Source organism: Pseudomonas sihuiensis, from assembly GCF_900106015.1.
In the GTDB taxonomy this organism is placed as follows: domain Bacteria; phylum Pseudomonadota; class Gammaproteobacteria; order Pseudomonadales; family Pseudomonadaceae; genus Aquipseudomonas; species Aquipseudomonas sihuiensis.
In genome coordinates this window covers 493,843-510,720 of sequence record NZ_LT629797.1, presented here as the reverse complement: position 1 = coordinate 510,720, position 16,878 = coordinate 493,843, and the positions used below count along the sequence as shown (strand labels likewise).

Annotated in this window: 18 protein-coding genes; 5 read left to right on the top strand and 13 right to left on the bottom strand. The window is 63.1% G+C overall.

The window, feature by feature from the left end; genetic code table 11:
• Window positions 1-3: 3 nt before the first annotated feature.
• On the bottom strand, window positions 4-984 hold the full coding sequence (locus BLT86_RS02600; RefSeq protein WP_017677585.1) for a GlxA family transcriptional regulator: 981 nt from the start codon (window positions 982-984) through the stop codon (window positions 4-6).
• Between the two features lie 89 nt (window positions 985-1,073).
• Between BLT86_RS02600 and BLT86_RS02595 the strand changes: the two genes are divergently transcribed.
• Both BLT86_RS02595 and BLT86_RS02590 read left to right on the top strand, forming a co-directional pair.
• Window positions 1,074-2,276, top strand: a complete 1,203-nt coding sequence (locus BLT86_RS02595; RefSeq protein ID WP_017677586.1) for an NAD(P)/FAD-dependent oxidoreductase — start codon at window positions 1,074-1,076, stop codon at window positions 2,274-2,276.
• Window positions 2,277-2,399: 123 nt separating this feature from the next.
• On the top strand, window positions 2,400-4,136 hold the full coding sequence (locus BLT86_RS02590; RefSeq protein WP_408003027.1) for a S8/S53 family peptidase: 1,737 nt from the start codon (window positions 2,400-2,402) through the stop codon (window positions 4,134-4,136).
• Window positions 4,137-4,148: 12 nt separating this feature from the next.
• Here the strand turns inward: BLT86_RS02590 and BLT86_RS02585 are convergent, their stop codons facing one another.
• The 8 genes from BLT86_RS02585 to BLT86_RS26190 all read right to left on the bottom strand — a co-directional run bounded on the left by BLT86_RS02585 (window position 4,149) and on the right by BLT86_RS26190 (window position 10,625).
• A complete protein-coding gene (locus BLT86_RS02585; RefSeq protein WP_021488599.1) occupies window positions 4,149-4,679 on the bottom strand; it encodes a GNAT family N-acetyltransferase in 531 nt (176 codons plus the stop codon).
• 64 nt (window positions 4,680-4,743) lie between these two features.
• Window positions 4,744-5,313, bottom strand: coding sequence for a DUF1285 domain-containing protein (locus tag BLT86_RS02580; protein ID WP_092374447.1), 570 nt, complete (start codon window positions 5,311-5,313; stop codon window positions 4,744-4,746).
• 106 nt (window positions 5,314-5,419) lie between these two features.
• A complete protein-coding gene (locus BLT86_RS02575; RefSeq protein WP_021488598.1) occupies window positions 5,420-6,022 on the bottom strand; it encodes a DUF4823 domain-containing protein in 603 nt (200 codons plus the stop codon).
• Window positions 6,023-6,122: 100 nt separating this feature from the next.
• Window positions 6,123-7,352 carry an organoarsenical effux MFS transporter ArsJ gene (arsJ, locus tag BLT86_RS02570; protein ID WP_092374444.1) on the bottom strand — a complete coding sequence of 410 codons (1,230 nt, stop codon included), beginning with the start codon at window positions 7,350-7,352 and terminating at the stop codon, window positions 6,123-6,125.
• A gap of 194 nt (window positions 7,353-7,546) precedes the next feature.
• Window positions 7,547-8,551: an ArsJ-associated glyceraldehyde-3-phosphate dehydrogenase gene (locus BLT86_RS02565; protein ID WP_092374441.1), complete on the bottom strand. Its 1,005-nt coding sequence runs from the start codon at window positions 8,549-8,551 to the stop codon at window positions 7,547-7,549.
• A gap of 13 nt (window positions 8,552-8,564) precedes the next feature.
• Window positions 8,565-9,065: a cyclin-dependent kinase inhibitor 3 family protein gene (locus BLT86_RS02560; protein WP_092374438.1), complete on the bottom strand. Its 501-nt coding sequence runs from the start codon at window positions 9,063-9,065 to the stop codon at window positions 8,565-8,567.
• An 18-nt stretch (window positions 9,066-9,083) separates the two neighbouring features.
• Entirely contained in the window at window positions 9,084-9,797 is a 714-nt protein-coding gene (gene arsH / locus BLT86_RS02555) for an arsenical resistance protein ArsH (RefSeq protein ID WP_092374435.1), read from the bottom strand.
• A 51-nt stretch (window positions 9,798-9,848) separates the two neighbouring features.
• Window positions 9,849-10,625: a metalloregulator ArsR/SmtB family transcription factor gene (locus BLT86_RS26190; RefSeq protein ID WP_092374432.1), complete on the bottom strand. Its 777-nt coding sequence runs from the start codon at window positions 10,623-10,625 to the stop codon at window positions 9,849-9,851.
• Between the two features lie 105 nt (window positions 10,626-10,730).
• Here BLT86_RS26190 and arsB point away from each other — a divergent pair, with 105 nt between their 5' ends.
• Both arsB and BLT86_RS02540 read left to right on the top strand, forming a co-directional pair.
• Window positions 10,731-11,804: an ACR3 family arsenite efflux transporter gene (gene arsB, locus BLT86_RS02545; protein WP_092374429.1), complete on the top strand. Its 1,074-nt coding sequence runs from the start codon at window positions 10,731-10,733 to the stop codon at window positions 11,802-11,804.
• A gap of 111 nt (window positions 11,805-11,915) precedes the next feature.
• A complete protein-coding gene (locus tag BLT86_RS02540; protein WP_017677597.1) occupies window positions 11,916-12,188 on the top strand; it encodes a hypothetical protein in 273 nt (90 codons plus the stop codon).
• 188 nt (window positions 12,189-12,376) lie between these two features.
• Here BLT86_RS02540 and BLT86_RS02535 read toward each other — a convergent pair whose 3' ends face one another.
• Together BLT86_RS02535 and BLT86_RS02530 are read right to left on the bottom strand one after the other, a co-directional pair.
• Window positions 12,377-13,345 (bottom strand): GTP 3',8-cyclase MoaA, encoded by a 969-nt coding sequence (locus BLT86_RS02535; protein WP_017677598.1) that lies wholly within the window; start codon window positions 13,343-13,345, stop codon window positions 12,377-12,379.
• Window positions 13,346-13,424: 79 nt separating this feature from the next.
• A complete protein-coding gene (locus BLT86_RS02530) occupies window positions 13,425-14,048 on the bottom strand; it encodes a TetR/AcrR family transcriptional regulator (protein WP_003461933.1) in 624 nt (207 codons plus the stop codon).
• 75 nt (window positions 14,049-14,123) lie between these two features.
• On the opposite strand from BLT86_RS02530, the gene BLT86_RS02525 reads away from it, so the two are divergent.
• Window positions 14,124-15,257 (top strand): aminotransferase class V-fold PLP-dependent enzyme, encoded by a 1,134-nt coding sequence (locus BLT86_RS02525; RefSeq protein ID WP_017677599.1) that lies wholly within the window; start codon window positions 14,124-14,126, stop codon window positions 15,255-15,257.
• Between the two features lie 307 nt (window positions 15,258-15,564).
• Here BLT86_RS02525 and BLT86_RS02520 read toward each other — a convergent pair whose 3' ends face one another.
• Both BLT86_RS02520 and BLT86_RS02515 read right to left on the bottom strand, forming a co-directional pair.
• Window positions 15,565-16,347 (bottom strand): TatD family hydrolase, encoded by a 783-nt coding sequence (locus BLT86_RS02520; RefSeq protein WP_017677600.1) that lies wholly within the window; start codon window positions 16,345-16,347, stop codon window positions 15,565-15,567.
• Window positions 16,348-16,460: 113 nt separating this feature from the next.
• On the bottom strand, window positions 16,461-16,817 hold the full coding sequence (locus BLT86_RS02515; protein WP_003245164.1) for a PilZ domain-containing protein: 357 nt from the start codon (window positions 16,815-16,817) through the stop codon (window positions 16,461-16,463).
• Window positions 16,818-16,878: the final 61 nt, after the last annotated feature.

The following is a 16,878-nucleotide window of genomic DNA, read 5'->3' as shown; positions in this document are numbered from 1 at the left end:
CCTTCAGCGCGAGAAGCGTCTTCGATAATCCCGCGGCGAAATCGCTAAATGACGTTGGAATGTCGCACGCATTCGCTCTTCGTCACCGAAGCCGCATTGCCTGGCGATAACATCGATATTGCGGGTGGAGTCCTCCAGCAACCTGCGCGCGGCTTCGAGGCGGAAAATTTCCACTGCCTTGGCCGGCGTGCGCCCGGTCTTCTGTTTGTACAGGCGGGAGAAATGCCGCGGGCTCATGTGGCAGCGCTCGGCCATGGTCTCGACATTCAGCTCCGGGCTGCTCAGGTGATCGCCCAACCAGCGGTGCAGCTCATCGAAGGTCGAGGTGTCCTTGGCCTGTGCCTGCAACAGCTCGCTGAACTGCGCCTGCCCGCCAGGACGCTTGAGAAAGACCACCAGCTCACGCGCCACCTGCATGGCCACCTCTCGCCCGCAATCGGCCTCGACCAGTGCCAAGGCGAGGTCGATACCGGCACTGACACCCGCAGAGGTCCACACTGCGCCCTGCTCGATAAAGATGGCGTCGTTGTCCACTTCGATGGCCGGGAAACGCGCCTTGAGCATGTCGCACATCGCCCAATGCGTCGCCGCGCGCTTACCCTCGAGCAAACCCGCATGAGCCAGCAGAAAGGTGCCACTGCATACGGAGGCCGTGCGCCGCACTCGACGTGCGTTGCTGGCGATCCAGGCGATCAGTTCGGCCGATTCGGCCACCGCCCGCTCGATTTCCGGCGCGCCCGGCACGATCAGCGTATCGACCTGCGCCAGTTGTACCTCTGCCAGCGGCTGGGTATCCACCACCAGGCCTTCGGCAGTGCCCACCAAACCGCCCGCAAGGCTGACAGTGAGGCGCTCGTAACCCGGCAAACCGCGTTCGTGCATGGCCTTGGTGGCCGCCCAGAACACCGTCTGCGCGCCGGTAAGATCGAGCAGACCCACTTGCGGGTAGGCGAGGAAGAGAACGGTACGCGGGCGAGTTGGCATGATTTCGGGGGTATATGTCGTATCTGCCGAAATGCTCCTCTCCTAGCATGGCTCCGTCAAACGAAACGAGCCAAAGCCAGGAGTACCAGATGAAACAACGCATTCTGATTGTCGGTGGTGGTTTTGCCGGGGTATGGAGCGCCCTCAGTGCCATGCGCCTGCTCGATCAACACGGACGAACGGATATCGGCGTGACCATGCTCGCCCCCCAGCCGGAGCTGCGCATTCGACCGCGCTTCTACGAGCCGAATGTGCAAAGCATGAAAGCGCCTCTCACCGAGCTGCTGGCAGCCGTGGGTGTGGAATTCGTCCAGGGCACGGCCGAGGGTATCGATGCATCGCGTCAGCAGGTCAGCTATCGCGACGCCGCCGGAAAGCCGGGGAGCCTGAGCTACGACCGCTTGGTGCTGGCCTCGGGTAGCCGCCTGATGCGCCCAGCGCTGGAGGGCATGGAGGCGCATTTGTTCGACGTCGATGAAATCGAGCAGGCGGTGCGCCTGGAGCAGCACCTGGCGAGCCTGGCAGAGCGTCCGCCAAGCACCGCACGCAATACCGTGGTGGTCGCCGGCGGCGGCTTTACCGGCATCGAGACCGCGACGGAAATGCCGGCACGCTTGCGCGCCCTGCTCGGCGATGACGCCGCCATTCGCGTGGTAGTGGTCGATCGTGGCGAAGAGATTGCCGCCGCGCTGGGTGATGGTATTCGTCCAGCGATCAGCGAAGCGTCGCGGGAACTGGGAATCGAATGGTGCCTGGGACGCATGGTGGTGGCGGTCGATACCGATGGCGTGACCCTGGATGACGGCCAGCGTATCGCCTCCAATACCGTGATCTGGACCGTGGGTTTTCGCGCCAGCGCACTGACCGAGCAGATCAGTGCTCCACGCGATCATCAAGGCCGACTGCAGGTCGACAGCCAGCTCAAGGTCCAGGGTCAACCTGCAATCTTCGCAGCAGGCGATACCGCCCGCGCCGCAACGGACGATGTCGGCAACTTCAGCGTGATGTCCTGCCAGCACGCCATCGCCTTGGGTCGCCACGCCGGCAACAACACAGCAGCCGAATTGATCGGGGTAGCGACGACGCCCTACAGCCAGCCCAAGTACGTGACCTGCCTCGATCTCGGTGCCTGGGGTGCGGTGTACAGCGAAGGCTGGGATCGCCAGGTAAAACTGATCGGCAGTGAAGCCAAGACGCTGAAGCAGCAGATCAACAGCCTGTGGATCTACCCGCCGGTCGCTGATCGCGCCATCGCCCTGGCAGCCGCCGATCCGGCGATTCCAGTGGCCTGAGCGAACCAGCCACTTTCCTCCCAACCTGAACAAAGCGCGGCGAAGGCAGTCGGAAAAGCAGGACAATCGTCACGGAAACCCTGCCCCATGCTGCCCAACCGCGCTCTTCTCTCCGCTTTCGTCATGGCCGTGCTGAGCCCTCTTGCCAGCGCGCAGGAACCGCTGCGCATCCAGAGCCTGCAGCGCTGCGGCGACTTGCTCGCCAGTGAAAAGCAGGAATGGTGCATGCAGGTGCGTGGCCTTGGCGCGAAGTTGCCCAGGCTGCGACTCGGCGACGACACCCTGCCCGCTTCAGCGGTCAAGCGCACTGGCGATGGCCTGCGCCTACAGTTGAACAGCACCGAACACCGCAGCGCGCCGCTGTGGCTGGAGGACGGCTCGCGCGTCAGCAATCCAGTGTGGCTGTCGCTGCATCGCAGCCATGTGCTCGCTGCCGGCCCGGATGAAGTGGCGAAGAACATGGATGGCCTGACCACCTATGTCGATCTGGTCAGTCTGCTGATCGAGGAAAGCCACGACGGCCTCGACGAGGCCAGGCGCCTGGCGAAGAAGTACAACGCCAAGGTGGTCGGCGCCATCCCATCGCTGAACGTCTACCAACTGCGCCTGCCGGTGAAGAACCTGACCGAGCGCGATGCGCTGGTGCTGCGCATCGGCAACGAAACCAGCGTCGATGCCGTGGTGGTGGAAGAAAGCGCACCGGAGCGCGGCGAAGAGCGCGAAGCCTCGCGCCAGCCAGCACGCAAACCGGAAAAGAACTCCGAAGAATGGGCGGCGAACCGCTTCATGGATGCGGTGAACTATTACCAGCGACGCATCCCGGCGGGCGAGACGCCCATAGAGGCCGAACCGATCCGCGTCGGCGTGATCGAGCGCAATGTCGATTTCGATTCGCCCGACTTCGCCGATTACCTCGGCGCCTGCCCCGATGGCAAACCGCGCACCTGCGTCTATGCGCGTGATGCCGACGAGCCGGACAACCACGGCAGCACCGTGGCCGGGATTCTCGCCGCGCACTGGGACAAGGGCGGCAACACCGGTTTCCTACGCGGGTTGGACAAGGCCAGCCAGGGCTTCGAAGTCATCGTCGAGCGCAACTCGGACGCCGGCATCACCGCCAACATCGCAGCCTCGGTGAACCTGGTGGAAGACGGCGTGCGCGTACTCAACTGGAGCTGGGGCATCCACCGCGTCGGCACGCGCAACGTCGAAGGCGACGAGATCGATTCGCTGGTGCGCTCCGGCATCGCCATGAGCGGCTACGAAGAGCTGCTGGAGGAGTTCTTCCTCTGGCTGCGCGAGGAACACCCGGACGTGCTGGTGATCAACTCCGCCGGCAACGGTTCGTCCTTCTCCGGTCGGGACGAGTACCGCCTGCCCTCCTCCTTCATCACCGAGCAATTGCTGGTGGTCGGCGGGCATCAGCGCAACAAGGAAAAGGAGGTCGATATCGACGACCCGAGCTACGTGGTCAAACGCAACTCGTCGAACATCGACATGCGCGTCGACATCACCGCCGCGGCCTGTGCCCGCGCTTCAACCCGTGAGGTCGATGCGTCCGGCGACGTGCATTGCGGTACCTCCTACGCCACGCCCCTGGTCACCGGTGTGGTCGCCGCCATGCTGTCGATCAATCCGCGTCTGCAGCCGGAACAGGTGCGCATGCTGCTACGGCGCAGCGCCATGACCATCGGCGGTGATTACGACTTCGAACCGATGGACGCCGAAGACCTGACCGCGCCGATCCTGCCATCGGAGCGCAACTACAAGATGAGCGACAAGGACGTGGGTCGCTCGGCGCGGCTGGATATGCAGAAGGCGCTGGACCTGGCGGTACAGAGTCGCGATCGGGTGCGTTGAGGGCCGCTCAGGTCACTCGCCAGAAACTCGCTCGTAGAGTTCGACCGGCTCCAGCTTGCCCTGGCAGCCGCACTGGCTGTGGCCCAGGCCCAGATGGCGAAAGCCGGCCTTGAACAGCACTCGGCCAGATTGCGGATTGCGCGCCAGGTGGCTGGCGTGCAGGCGACGCAGACGCAGTTGCTGAAAGGCGAAATCCACCAGGGCATTGCAGGCTTCGCTGGCGTAGCCACGGCTCCAGTAAGGCACGCCGATCCAATAGCCAACCTCGGCCTCGCCGCGGCCGATGTCCTTGAGCGCCATGCTGCCGACCAGCTTGCCGCTGGCCGACTCGATGATGATGAAGTTGGCCGCCGTGCCACTGGCCCAATCCTGCGCGCAGCGCTCTATCCACTGCTGCGCCAGCTCGGGCGGATAAGGATGGGGAATGCTGCTGGTGACATCGGCAATACGAAAATCACCAGCCAGACGTTGCACCTCGGCAGCATCCTCCGGCTGCGGTGGGCGCAACGTCAGACGTTCGGTTTCGATGCGATGCTCATCCATCTGCGTCTCCTGTCAAACCCGCAGGGTGCGCTGCGCGCACCGGCGCTTATCCCGAATTGCCCACTCAGACCGGGGTCGGCCCGATGGGATAGAACTGCCCGGCACTCCACACCCCCAGCCAAGGCTTGCCGTCCACTTCGCGCTCCACCGCCAGTTCCACCAGTTGGTAGAACACGTTGCGATGAATCAGCGCTTCGAGGTTACGCCGCACCAGAATATAGGGCGAGGGTTCGAGTGTCGCAGGGTCGATCTCCACCCGAATCGGGTGCTCGAGGCCGGCCACGACCTCGTCCTCGACGTTGGTGGTAAAGCGCAGCACCTGCGCTTCGCCCTCACCTTCCACCTGCAGGGTCACGGCAACGAAAGGCGCGTCGTCTACCTTGATGCCCACCTTCTCCACCGGCGTGATCAGGAAATAGTCGTCACCGTCGCGGCGGATGATGGTGGAGAACAACCGCACCATGGGTTTGCGGCCGATAGGCGTGCCCAGGTAATACCAGGTGCCATCGCGGGCGATACGCATGTCGATATCGCCACAGAAATCGGGGTTCCACAGGTGCACAGGTGGCAGGCCCTTGCCTTCGCCCTTGGGGATCTGCGCCAGCAGGTCGCCGGCCTTGCCTGGATCGCTCATGCTCTCTCCTCGTCCATATTTTGCCGGGGACTGAAGAGGATACACCGTGGCACCTGTCGCGGCTAAAGCCCCTCCCACAAGAGCGGCGCGCGGATTGCCCCTAGTCTTAGCGGCCAACCCCCAGCAGGCTGCGCGCATAGTCGTGCAGCGGCGGGCCGATCAGGTCCTGCGGCTGGGCGTCGTAAAACGTCAGGAATCCGCCACGGCTGCGAATCCGCGCGGTGTCGACCAGGAAGCGAGTATTGGTTTCGATCAGCATCAGCTGGATCGATGCCCGGTCGGTGCCGAGGCGATCCACAGCCTCCTGATCCTCCCACTCCTCCAGGGTGCCGATGCGGTCATCGCTGTAGGCGAAACGCGCATACAACAGATAATGTGCGCCAGCCCCGCGCGCCTCGGCCATGGCTTCATCCAGGCCTGCCGGCTGACGTGCGCGGCGCACCAGCGGGAAATATTCGACAAAGCCCTTGAACGCCTCCTCGGCCACCACATTGGGACGCGGGTAGCCGTGGCCTGGCGGCACGAAGTGGCCCTGGGCGATGTAGATGAAGGAGTCCTGCTGCAGGCGCCGCGAGGCCATGCGCTCGGTACGGCCGTGGTCGAGAAACCCGGCATCGCCCAGGTGGTACTCGGCGCCGCTGGCCAGATCGCTGACCTTCATGCACCCGGTCAGGCCCAGCAGCGCCACCAGTAGAAGCAGGTTACGCATGAATCGATCCTCCTCGCCGGTGACGGAAATCCGGCGGATGAGGCGTAGATGCAGGTTCTGCGCCAGCCTTATTCAAGTCCACCTTGCCATTTCAATGACCTCAGGCCTGCCGAGCGGCATCGCGGTGTCTGGGCAAGGCAATGGAAATCAGCGCAGCGGCCAGTACGAACGCACTGGACACCCACAGGCAGGCCTCCAGCCCATAAGCCTGGAAGACCCAGCCCGAGAGCAAGGTGCCGATCAGCCGCCCCAGTGCGTTGGACATGTAGTAGAAGCCTACGTCCAGCGATACGCCGTCCTCCTTGGCGTAGCTGACGATCAGGTAGCTGTGCAGCGAGGAGTTCACCGCGAACAGCACGCCGAACAGCATCAGCCCGCCGAGCAAGACCACCTGCGCCGACCAGCCGGCGCCCAGGCCCAAGGCTATCAGCGCCGGCAGCCCCGCCAGCGACGCCGCCCAGAGGAATGCGGCGCGGCAGTCCGGCACATGCCCGCTTTGCTTGCCGGTGATGCGCGGGGCAAGCGATTGCACGATGCCGTAGCCGATCACCCAGCTGGCGAGAAAGCCGCCCACCAGCCAGAAATCCCAGCCGAACACGGTGCTCAAGTACACCGGCAGCGCCACCACGAACCAGACGTCACGCGCACCGAAGAGAAACAGGCGAGCAGCCGAAAGAATGTTGATCGCCCGGCTCTTGGACAGCATGTCGCGGAATTTCGGCTTGGCCTTGGCCTTGCCCAGATCCTTCTTCAGCAGCACCAGGCTGGCCAGCCAGATCAGCGCCAGCGCGGCGGCCATGGCCAGCACCGCACCGGTAAAACCAAGCACGGCGAGCAGCGCGCCACCGAGGAAAAAGCCCACGCCCTTGAGCGCATTCTTCGAGCCGGTGAGGATGGCCACCCACTTGTACAGCGTGCCCTGCTGAGTGTCCGGCACCAGGAGCTTGATCGAGCTCTTGGCGCTCATCTTGTTCAGATCCTTGGCGATGCCGGACAGCGCCTGCGCCCCCATGACCCAGGGCACAGTCAACCAGGCAGCCGGCACGGTGAGCATCAACAGCGCCAGCACCTGCATGCCCAGGCCGATGTTCATGGTGCGATTGAGCCCCAGCCGCGCGCCCAGGTAACCGCCCACCAGGTTGGTGACCACGCCGAATATCTCGTAGAACAGAAACAGCGCGGCGATCTGCAGCGGCGTGTAGCCGAGGCTGTGAAAGTGCAGCACCACCAGCATGCGCAGGGCGCCGTCGGTAAGAGTAAAGGCCCAGTAGTTACCGGTTACCAAGAGGTACTGACGGATCTCCGGAGAGAGTCGTGCGAGGGCGTGCATGGCGTAATTTCCTGATCGGGCGTTATAGCGGCCGGAGGGCTGGCCTCAAGCGTAGGGTGCGCCGCGCGCACCATGGTGCACCCTGAAGGGATGCGGGCAAGCCGATGATTCGTCCCAGGCAGCAGGAAAGACGCCCCATAAACCTGTCCTTCCCATGCGCTGCGCTGGCTGGTGCGCACGGCGCACCCTACGAATCAGCCGGCCTGGCCGACCAGGCGCGCCAGCTCCACCGCGCGGTTGGCATAGCCCCACTCGTTGTCGTACCAGGCGTAGATCTTCACCTGGGTGCCGGCCACCACCATGGTCGACAGCGCATCGACGATGGACGAGCGCGGATCGGTGCGGTAGTCGATGGACACCAGCGGGCGCTCCTCGTAACCCAGGATGTTCTTCAGCGGGCCATCGGCGGCCGCTTTAAGCAGCGCATTGACTTCCTCGGCGGTAGTGGCGCGCTCGACCTCAAACACGCAGTCGGTCAGCGAGGCGTTGGCCAGCGGCACGCGCACGGCGTGGCCGTTGAGCTTGCCGCGCAGCTCCGGGAAGATCTCGGCAATCGCCGTGGCCGAGCCGGTGGTGGTCGGAATCAGGCTCATACCCGAGGCGCGGGCGCGACGCAGATCCTTGTGCGGTTGGTCGAGGATGCTCTGGGTGTTGGTCAGGTCGTGGATGGTGGTGATCGAGCCGTGACGAATGCCCAGCGCCTCGTGGATCACCTTGACCACCGGCGCCAGGCAGTTGGTGGTGCAGGAGGCGGCGGTGACGATGCGATGCTGCGCCGGGTCGAACAGGTGCTGGTTGACGCCCATCACCACATTCAGCGCGCCCTGCTCCTTGACCGGCGCACAGACCACCACGCGCCTCACGCCCTGGTCCAGATAACCCTGCAGCACGGCGACCGTCTTCATCTTGCCGCTGGCCTCGAGCACCAGGTCGCAGCCACTCCAGTCGGTGTCGGCAATGGCCTTGTTGGCGCTCACCTTGATGCGCTTGCCATCGATCACCACACACTCGCCATCGCTGCTCGCCTCATGCTGCCAGCGGCCATGCACCGAGTCGAAGTTGAGCAGGTGCGCGTGGGTGGCGGCGTCACCTGCCGGGTCATTGATCTGCACGAACTCCAGTTCGGGCCAATTCCAGGCGGCGCGCAGGGCCAGACGGCCGATGCGGCCAAAACCGTTGATGCCTACTTTGATGGTCATGTCGATGCCTCTGTCAGTGGGTCACGTCGAACTGGTTGATCCAGTTGACGTGAGCGGGATGCTGAATGGCCTTGGGCCGCAATGCCTGCACCAGGGCGATGGCCTGACTGCGCGCGATGCCGGCTTCGATGAGGATGCGCGCGGCAATCAGGCCGGTGCGCCCGGAGCCGCCCTTGCAGTGAATAGCCAGCGCGCGGCCGCCACGCAGGTGTTCGAGAATCGCCTGGCGCGATGCCCGCCAGCCTTCGCCGAACTCTTCCAGCGGCACCTGCTCGTCGGCCACCGGCAGGTGATACCAGGCCAGGTCCAGGGCCTGGCACTGCTGGGCAATTTGCTCGGCGCCGTTGGCGGCCAGTTCGTTGTGAGGCATCAGGGTGATCACGCCCGCAGCCCCGGCCTGCTGCAGAGCCAGCAGCGCCTGTTCGAGCGTGGTTTCCCGGGTGCCCGGGCAAGGTGTGAAGATCAGCGCGCCGGCCAGGCCGGGCACCTTCAGTACGTCGTAGGGATGAGTCATGGCGGGCAATTTCCTCGCTCAGATGGCGCGCTGATTGACGCGCTTGGACAGTTCTTCGGCCGACTCCTTGCGCTCGGAATAGCGGTCGACCAGGTAGTCGGAGCGATCGCGCAGCAGCAGGGTGAACTTGACCAGTTCCTCCATCACGTCCACCAGGCGGTCGTAGAACGAGGACGGTTTCATCCGGCCCTCTGCGTCGAACTCCATGAAAGCCTTGGGCAGCGAGGACTGGTTGGGGATGGTGAACATGCGCATCCAGCGCCCCAGCACACGCAGCTGATTGACCACGTTGAACGACTGCGAACCACCGCATACCTGCATCACCGCCAGGGTCTTGCCCTGAGTCGGGCGAACCGCGCCCATGGCCAGCGGCACCCAGTCGATCTGCGCCTTGAACACGGCAGTCATCGCGCCGTGGCGCTCGGGGGAGCACCACACCTGGCCTTCCGACCACTGCATCAGCTCACGCAGCTCCTGCACCTTGGGATGACTGTCCGGGGCATCGTCCGGCAGCGGCAGACCGCGCGGGTCGAAGATGCGTGTCTCCGCGCCAAAGTGCTGCAACAGGCGCGCGGCCTCCTCGGTCAGCAGGCGGCTGAAGGAGTTCTCGCGGGTGGAGCCGTACAGCAGCAGGATGCGCGGTGCGTGGGTCGAGGCTGACTCGAGGGTGAGCTTGGCCGCAGTCGGCAGATCGAGCAGTTGCAGCTCGGCGTTGGGCAGATCGTCTTGCACGGTATCGCTCCAGGAATGGGATCAGAACAGGATCTTCACGAGGCTCGCCGCTTAGTCGCAGGCGGGCTTGCGCCCAGGGCGGTCACGCATCTGCCAGAGGCGTTGCACATCCGGGCGCAGCCACTCGGCATTGCTGTCCAGGGTGCGCTTGAGCACGTCCCTGACCCACTCGGGCAACTGCGGATGCAGGCGGTAGTACACCCACTGCCCGTTACGGCGGTCTTCCAGCAGACCGCTGCTGCGCAATAACGCCAGGTGCCGGGAAATCTTCGGCTGCGCCTCTTCCAGCGCGGCAGTCAGCTCGCAGACACACAGTTCCTGCTCAAGGGTAACCAGCATGGCGATACGCGCGCGCGTTTCATCGGCCAGGCACTTGAACAGCTCGGTGGGGGTCATGTCGTCGTTGGCAGCACTGGCTGGCTTGCTCTTGATCAGCACGAACATCTTTATCCGCTCGTGGATCTCGTGCAGGGTCTTGCGATAGGCGTCCTTCTGCGAGCTGGTCGCCGGGTCCGCGAAGTTCCAGGCGATGTACTCGCCAGTGCCGGGAAGCGCCAGGCACTCCAGCGCCGACTTGTCACACAGCGTGATCACATAGTCGAACGGCTCGCCCGCCACCTGCTCGACGGATTTGCTGAACAGCCCGGCGGTGGAAACGCCAAGGTGCTCCAGCACATCGCGGGTGCGTGGGTCTACCTCGGTGGGCGCGGTGCCCGCACTGAAGGCTTCGAAATGTTCGGAGTCGGTATGGCGCAGCAGCGCTTCGGCCATCTGCGAGCGCGACGAGTTGGCCACGCAGAGGAACAGGACACGCTTTTTCTGACTCATGTTGATTTCCGTCAAGGATGCACATGAGCGAATATATTATTTTGCAGATATACAGTAAAGCGAATATGTTTGGCCATTCGCTAATGACGAGGATAGGCAACCAAGATGACAAATGCGTGTGACACCACCCTGAAGCAATCCGCAGGCGCGCCCCTGGGGTTCTTCGAGCGTTACCTGACCCTGTGGGTGTTCCTCTGTATCGCAGCCGGCACGGCACTCGGTCTGGTCGCACCGCAGGCCGCCCAGGCGGTAGGCGCCATGGAGATTGCCCAGGTGAACATCCCGGTCGGCGTGCTGATCTGGGTAATGATCATCCCCATGCTGATGAAGATCGATTTCGGCTCGCTGCATGAAGTGCGCGGGCAAAAAGCCGGCATCGGCGTCACCCTGTTCGTCAACTGGGTGGTCAAGCCCTTCTCCATGGCCCTGATCGGCTGGCTGTTCATCAAGATCCTGTTCGCCGACTGGCTGCCGGCCGACCAGCTCGACAGCTACATGGCCGGGCTGATCCTGCTTGGTGCCGCGCCTTGCACGGCGATGGTGTTCGTCTGGAGCAATCTCTGTAATGGCAACGCCAATTTCACCATCAGCCAGGTGGCGCTCAACGATCTGGTGATGGTGTTCGCCTTCGCCCCCATCGTCGCCCTGCTGCTCGGTGTATCGTCGATCCCGGTGCCCTGGGACACCCTACTGCTCTCGGTGGTGATGTACATCGTCATCCCCCTGGCCATCGCCCAGGCCGTGCGCGCCCACCTGCTCAAGCGCGGCAAGCCCACCTTCGAAGCGGCCCTGGCGAAAATCTCTCCCTTCTCCATCATCGCTCTGTTGGCCACCCTGGTGCTGCTGTTCTCCTTTCAGGGCCAGGCCATCGTCGAACAACCACTGGTGATCGGCATTCTGGCCATGCCTATCCTGCTGCAGACGCTGCTGATCGCCGCGCTCGGCTACTGGCTCAACCGCTCGCTCAAGGTGAGCCATGACGTGGCCGGCCCCTCGACCATGATCGGCGCATCCAACTTCTTCGAGCTGGCCGTGGCCGTGGCTATCGTACTCTACGGCTTCGACTCCGGTGCGGCGCTGGCCACCGTGGTCGGCGTGCTGATCGAGGTGCCGGTGATGCTCTGGCTGGTACGCATGGTCAACAATAGTCGCAACTGGTACGAGCGAGCCCTGCACTGAGGGCTCGGCAGCTTTTACATCTGGTTACACGCATATACGGATAATGTAATAAGTAAGTCACATAGCCTGCGCTAGGGTGTGCCCACCCCAAACACCTTAGGATGCACAACGATGAAAAAGATCGCCCTGACCGCCCTGATACTCTCCAGCCTCTTCGCCGGCACCGCGCTGGCCAGCCAGTACGACAGGCCCGGCTTCGTCACCGAAATCGAGGACGGCCGTCTGTGGGTATTTCGCGAGAACTCTCAGGAACTGAAGGACTTCAAAGCCACCGGCGAGCCGGCCAAGCAATTCACCGGCATCGGCAGCGGCCCGGAGGGCATGACGGTCAAATCAGCTGATGAGCAGACCCTCAAGGATTACCTGCAGGCAGTGAAGAAGTAATCACGAGACAAGCGTCGGGCGCCTGGAAAGACGATACGCCTGACGCTCGCAGCCGCCTTCGGGCGGCTTTCTTTTGGGCTGGACCGAAAGCCTGATGAAAAGCACCCGCTTTCTTTTTCAGAGAGCAGTCGGCAGTCGCCGAGAAAGGATTGCGTAGCTAAGCCGTTCCAGAACAGCCAACCCAAGCATCAGCCGCCGATGATCTTCATCACGGTGACACCGCCGGAGAAGGCCAGGTCCTGCTTGTCGCCGAGGGCCTTGACCAGCAGCCGCTGCAGCGCCGGCAAGGCCTGGTGACGGGGTTTGTCCAGCAGGTCGCCAACGAAGTGGCGGTTGCTCGACGACAGGCAGCCGTGCAACCAGCCGGTAGACGACAGGCGCAGACGCGAGCAGGTACGGCAGAACGGCACGCTTTCGTTGGCGATCACGCCGAAATGACCGGCACCGGGAATGGCGTAGCGCATCGCCGTGGCGTCCACTGGTGCGCTGGCCTGAACGTACTGGTGGCGGCTGCCGATCAGCTCGAGCAGCTCGGGCAGACCGACGAATTGCTGGTTGAAGGCATTGGGGTCACGCGCCAGGTGGCCCATGCGCATCAGTTCGATGAAGCGCAGCTCGAAACCGCGTTCCAGGCAGTACTCCAGCAGCGGCAGTACCTGGTCGAGGTTCTGCCCGCGCAACGGCACCATGTTGACCTTGATCTTCATCCCGGCTTCGCGCGCCGCTTCCATGCCGGCCAGCACGGTGGCCAGGTCGCCGCCGCGGGCGATGCTGCGAAAGGCGTCGGCGTCGAGGGTATCGAGGGAAACGTTGAGACGGCGGATACCGCATTCGACCAGCAGCGGTAGCTTGCGCTCGAGCAACTGGCCGTTGGTGGTCAGGCTGATATCGTCGAGACCGAGTTGGCTGACCTGGCGCAGGAAAGGCTCCAGGCGCGTGCTGACCAGCGGTTCACCACCAGTGATGCGCAGGCGCTCGATGCCGGCTGCTTCGATCAGATAAGCCACGCCACGCGCCATGGCGTCGGCGGAGAGTTCGTCCTGAGCGGCGACCAGACGCTTGCCGTTCGGCACACAATAGGTGCAGGCGTAGTTGCAGGCGGCGGTCAGGCTGACGCGGAGGTTGCGAAAGCGTCTGCCCTGGCGATCGACGATCATTGAGAGCTCCAGTTCGTTAAGAACCGGAGTATATCGCTATGTCAGCCACGGCACATTACCGTGGCCGACATGCCAGGCATCAGGCGTCGCGCTTGCGCTTGTTACCCATGCGTACGCCGATGTCCATGAGGAACTGGAAGAAGCCTTCCTGATCCTCGAGCACGTTGCTCCAGAACGGCGAGTGATACAGCGCCACGGCGCCGTGCACCAGGGCCCAGGCTGCGCAATAGTGGAAGTACGGCGGCACGTCTTCCAGCTTGCCTTCGGCGATGCGGCCCTTGATCAGCTGGGTCAGACGCTCGAAGTTGGAAGCACGGATCTTGTGCAACTGCTCGACCATTTCCGGCACCTGATTGCCCTTGACCACCTTTTCTTCCAGGCGGTCGAACAGGCGATAGCGCTGCGGATCGCGCATGCGGAATTCGAAGTACGCACGCGACAGCGCTTCCTTGTCACGATCCACGTCAGCCGAATGCAGCAGCTCGTTGAGATCACGCTCGTAGTCGAGCATCAGGCGCAGGTAGATCTCCGCCTTGGACTTGAAGTGCTTGTAGATAGTGCCTTTGCCGATACCGACCGCATCAGCGATCATCTCGACAGTAACGCTGTCTTCTCCTTGTTCGAGGAAGAGTTTCAGCGCGGTATCGAGAATTTCTTGCTCGCGGCGACGGAATTCGCGGACCTTACGGGGTTCTTTCTGCATAAAGGGACTACGGGGTCAAAAATCGAAGCCGCTTATTATGCCCAAATGCGGCCAAATTGCACGGATCATCCGACCATGTACGTGTTTCATGATGAGTTCCCCCTGGAAAATGGACTGCGCTATCTGAACCATGCGGCGGTCGCCCCCTGGCCGAAACGCAGCGCTGAAGCGGTGCGGCGGTTCTCGGAAGCGAACGTGACCAGCGGCGCACGTGATTATCCCGACTGGTTGAAACTGGAGCGTAGCCTACGCGAACGCCTTGTGCGTCTGATGAACGCACCAAGCACCGGTGATATTGCGCTGGTCAAAAATACCTCCGAGGCACTGTCCTTCGTGGCATTCGGCCTGGACTGGCGAGCCGGCGATCAGGTGATCATCAGCGACGAGGAATTCCCTTCCAACCGCATCGTCTGGCTGGCGTTGGCCGCCCAGGGTGTGGAGGTGGTCGAGGTCAGCCTCAAGGGCGAAGATCCGGAAGCAGCGCTGCTCGCCGCCTTCACCCCGCGAACACGCCTGTTGTCGATCAGCGCCGTGCAGTTCGCCAGCGGCCTGCGCCTGGATCTGCCGCGCCTTGGTCGCGGCTGCCGCCAGCATGGCGTGCTGTTCTGCATCGATGCCATCCAGCAGCTGGGCGCCCTGCCCTTCGATGTCCAGGCCTACAACTGCGACTTCGCCATGGCCGACGGCCACAAATGGATGCTCGGCCCGGAGGGCCTGGGGGTGTTCTATTGCCGCAGTGCGGTACGCGACCAGCTGAAACTGAACGAGTACGGCTGGCACATGCTGGAGCACGCCGGCGATTACACCCGCCAGGACTGGCAACCGGCCCGCAGTGCGCGGCGCTTCGAATGCGGCAGCCCGAACATGCTCGGCGCCTTCGCCCTAGAGGCGAGTTTGTCGTTGCTCGAAGAAGTGGGTATGGAGCGGGTCGGCGCCTTGCTGGAGAAACGGGTGCAGCGCCTGAACGACGGTATTCGCGCATTACCCGGTGCGGTGATTCATAGCCCGCTCGACCCCGCGCGCCGTGCCGGCATCCTCAACTTCAGCCTGGCAGGCTGGAACAACCCCGCGCTTTATCAACGTCTGCGCGAGGAACAGGTGATCTGCGTGCAGCGTGGGCCGGGAGTAAGGCTTTCGCCACACTTCTACACCCAAGAGCAAGTGATCGAGGAAACGCTGGGGCTGCTAACCCAGCTGGCAAAAGGGTGAGGACTCAACAGCGTCCGCGGTATTCCAAATCCGTTTAAAAAACTCAGGCTTTGGCCTGGACGCTCGCTGATCATGGCTAATACTGGAACTTACTGGTGCGCGGCATCTCCCCCCAAGTGCCCCGCCAGCCAAGGTACCGTGGACCGCGTACCTTGATTTACTCCTAATGGTCTTAACCCGGATTCATCCCCCAGAGTCCGGGTTTTTTTTGCCTGGTCTGATGACAGAAGCGCGAACCGTAGCCCGGATGCAATCCGGGAAATATTTACCGCCCCCCCCCGGATTGCATCCGGGCTACGCCATAGTTTCAGGCCACACCAGCTAGCGGGAACAGACGCTTGAAGTTGCTCGAGGTCTGCTCGGCCAGGCTCTCGTAGCTGACGCCACGTAGTACGGCCAGGTACTCGGCCACTTCACGCACGTATTGCGGCAGGTTGGGCTTGCCACGATGCGGCACGGGCGCCAGGTAAGGCGAGTCGGTTTCCACCAGCAGACGGTCAGCCGGCACCTGGCGCGCCACATCGCGCAGCGCCTCGGCATTACGGAAGGTGACGATGCCGGACAGGGAAATATAGAACCCGATGTCCAGCGCGGCCTTGGCCATCTCCCAGTCTTCGGTGAAGCAATGCAGCACGCCAGCCTGTGGCAGCGCCGCTTCGCGTAACAACGCCAGGGTGTCGGCGCGAGCCTCGCGGGTATGCACGATTACCGGCTTACCCGTGATGCGCGCCGCCTCCAGATGCAGACGGAAGGAGGCCTGCTGCAGCGCAGCGGATTCAGATTCGTAGTGGTAATCCAGACCGGTCTCACCGATGGCTACCACCTTCGGGTGCGCCAGCTCGCCCAGTAGCCAGTCCAGCGCCGGTTCGGCGCCCGGCTCGAGATCCAGCGGATGCACGCCCACCGAGCAATCGACATCGGCATAGCGCTCGGCCAGGCCCTTGACCGTGGCGGCGTTGTCGGCGCTGACGCCAATACACAGGAAATGCCCGACGCCGGCGGCGCGCGCCGCATCCAGGGCAGCATCCAGCGAGCCACCGTGGGCAGCGAGGTCGAGACGATCAAGGTGGCAATGGGAGTCGATCAGCACAGCGGGAGAACTCGGGCAAAGGGAAAGCCCGAATTGTAATCGAAAGTGGCAGGCGCCTGGACGCTTGGGGGAGATGCTTCGGCCGCGAGGACAGTAAACTCGCGGCCAGCGGGTTACATGGTGTGAGTCGGGCGGTCGGACTTCAACGCGCCAGCGAGGTAGGTTTCGATCTTGTTGCGAGCGGTGTTATCGCCGTCGTTGAACTGTACGCCGACACCGGCGGCGCGGTTGCCCTGAGCGCCTTTAGGGGTGATCCACACCACCTTGCCAGCCACCGGAATCTTCTCCGGCTCATCCATCAGGTTGAGCAGCATGAACACTTCGTCACCGAGCTTGTAGCTCTTGTTGGTGGGAATGAAGAGACCGCCATTCTTGATGAAAGGCATGTAGGCCGCGTACAACACGGACTTGTCCTTGATGGTCAGGGACAGAATTCCGTTACGGGGACCCAGATTGGGTGGCAGGCTCATCAGCGCATTCCTAGCGTTTATTGCTTAATGGCTGATTCTAGGGCTTGTTCATGCTCATGCG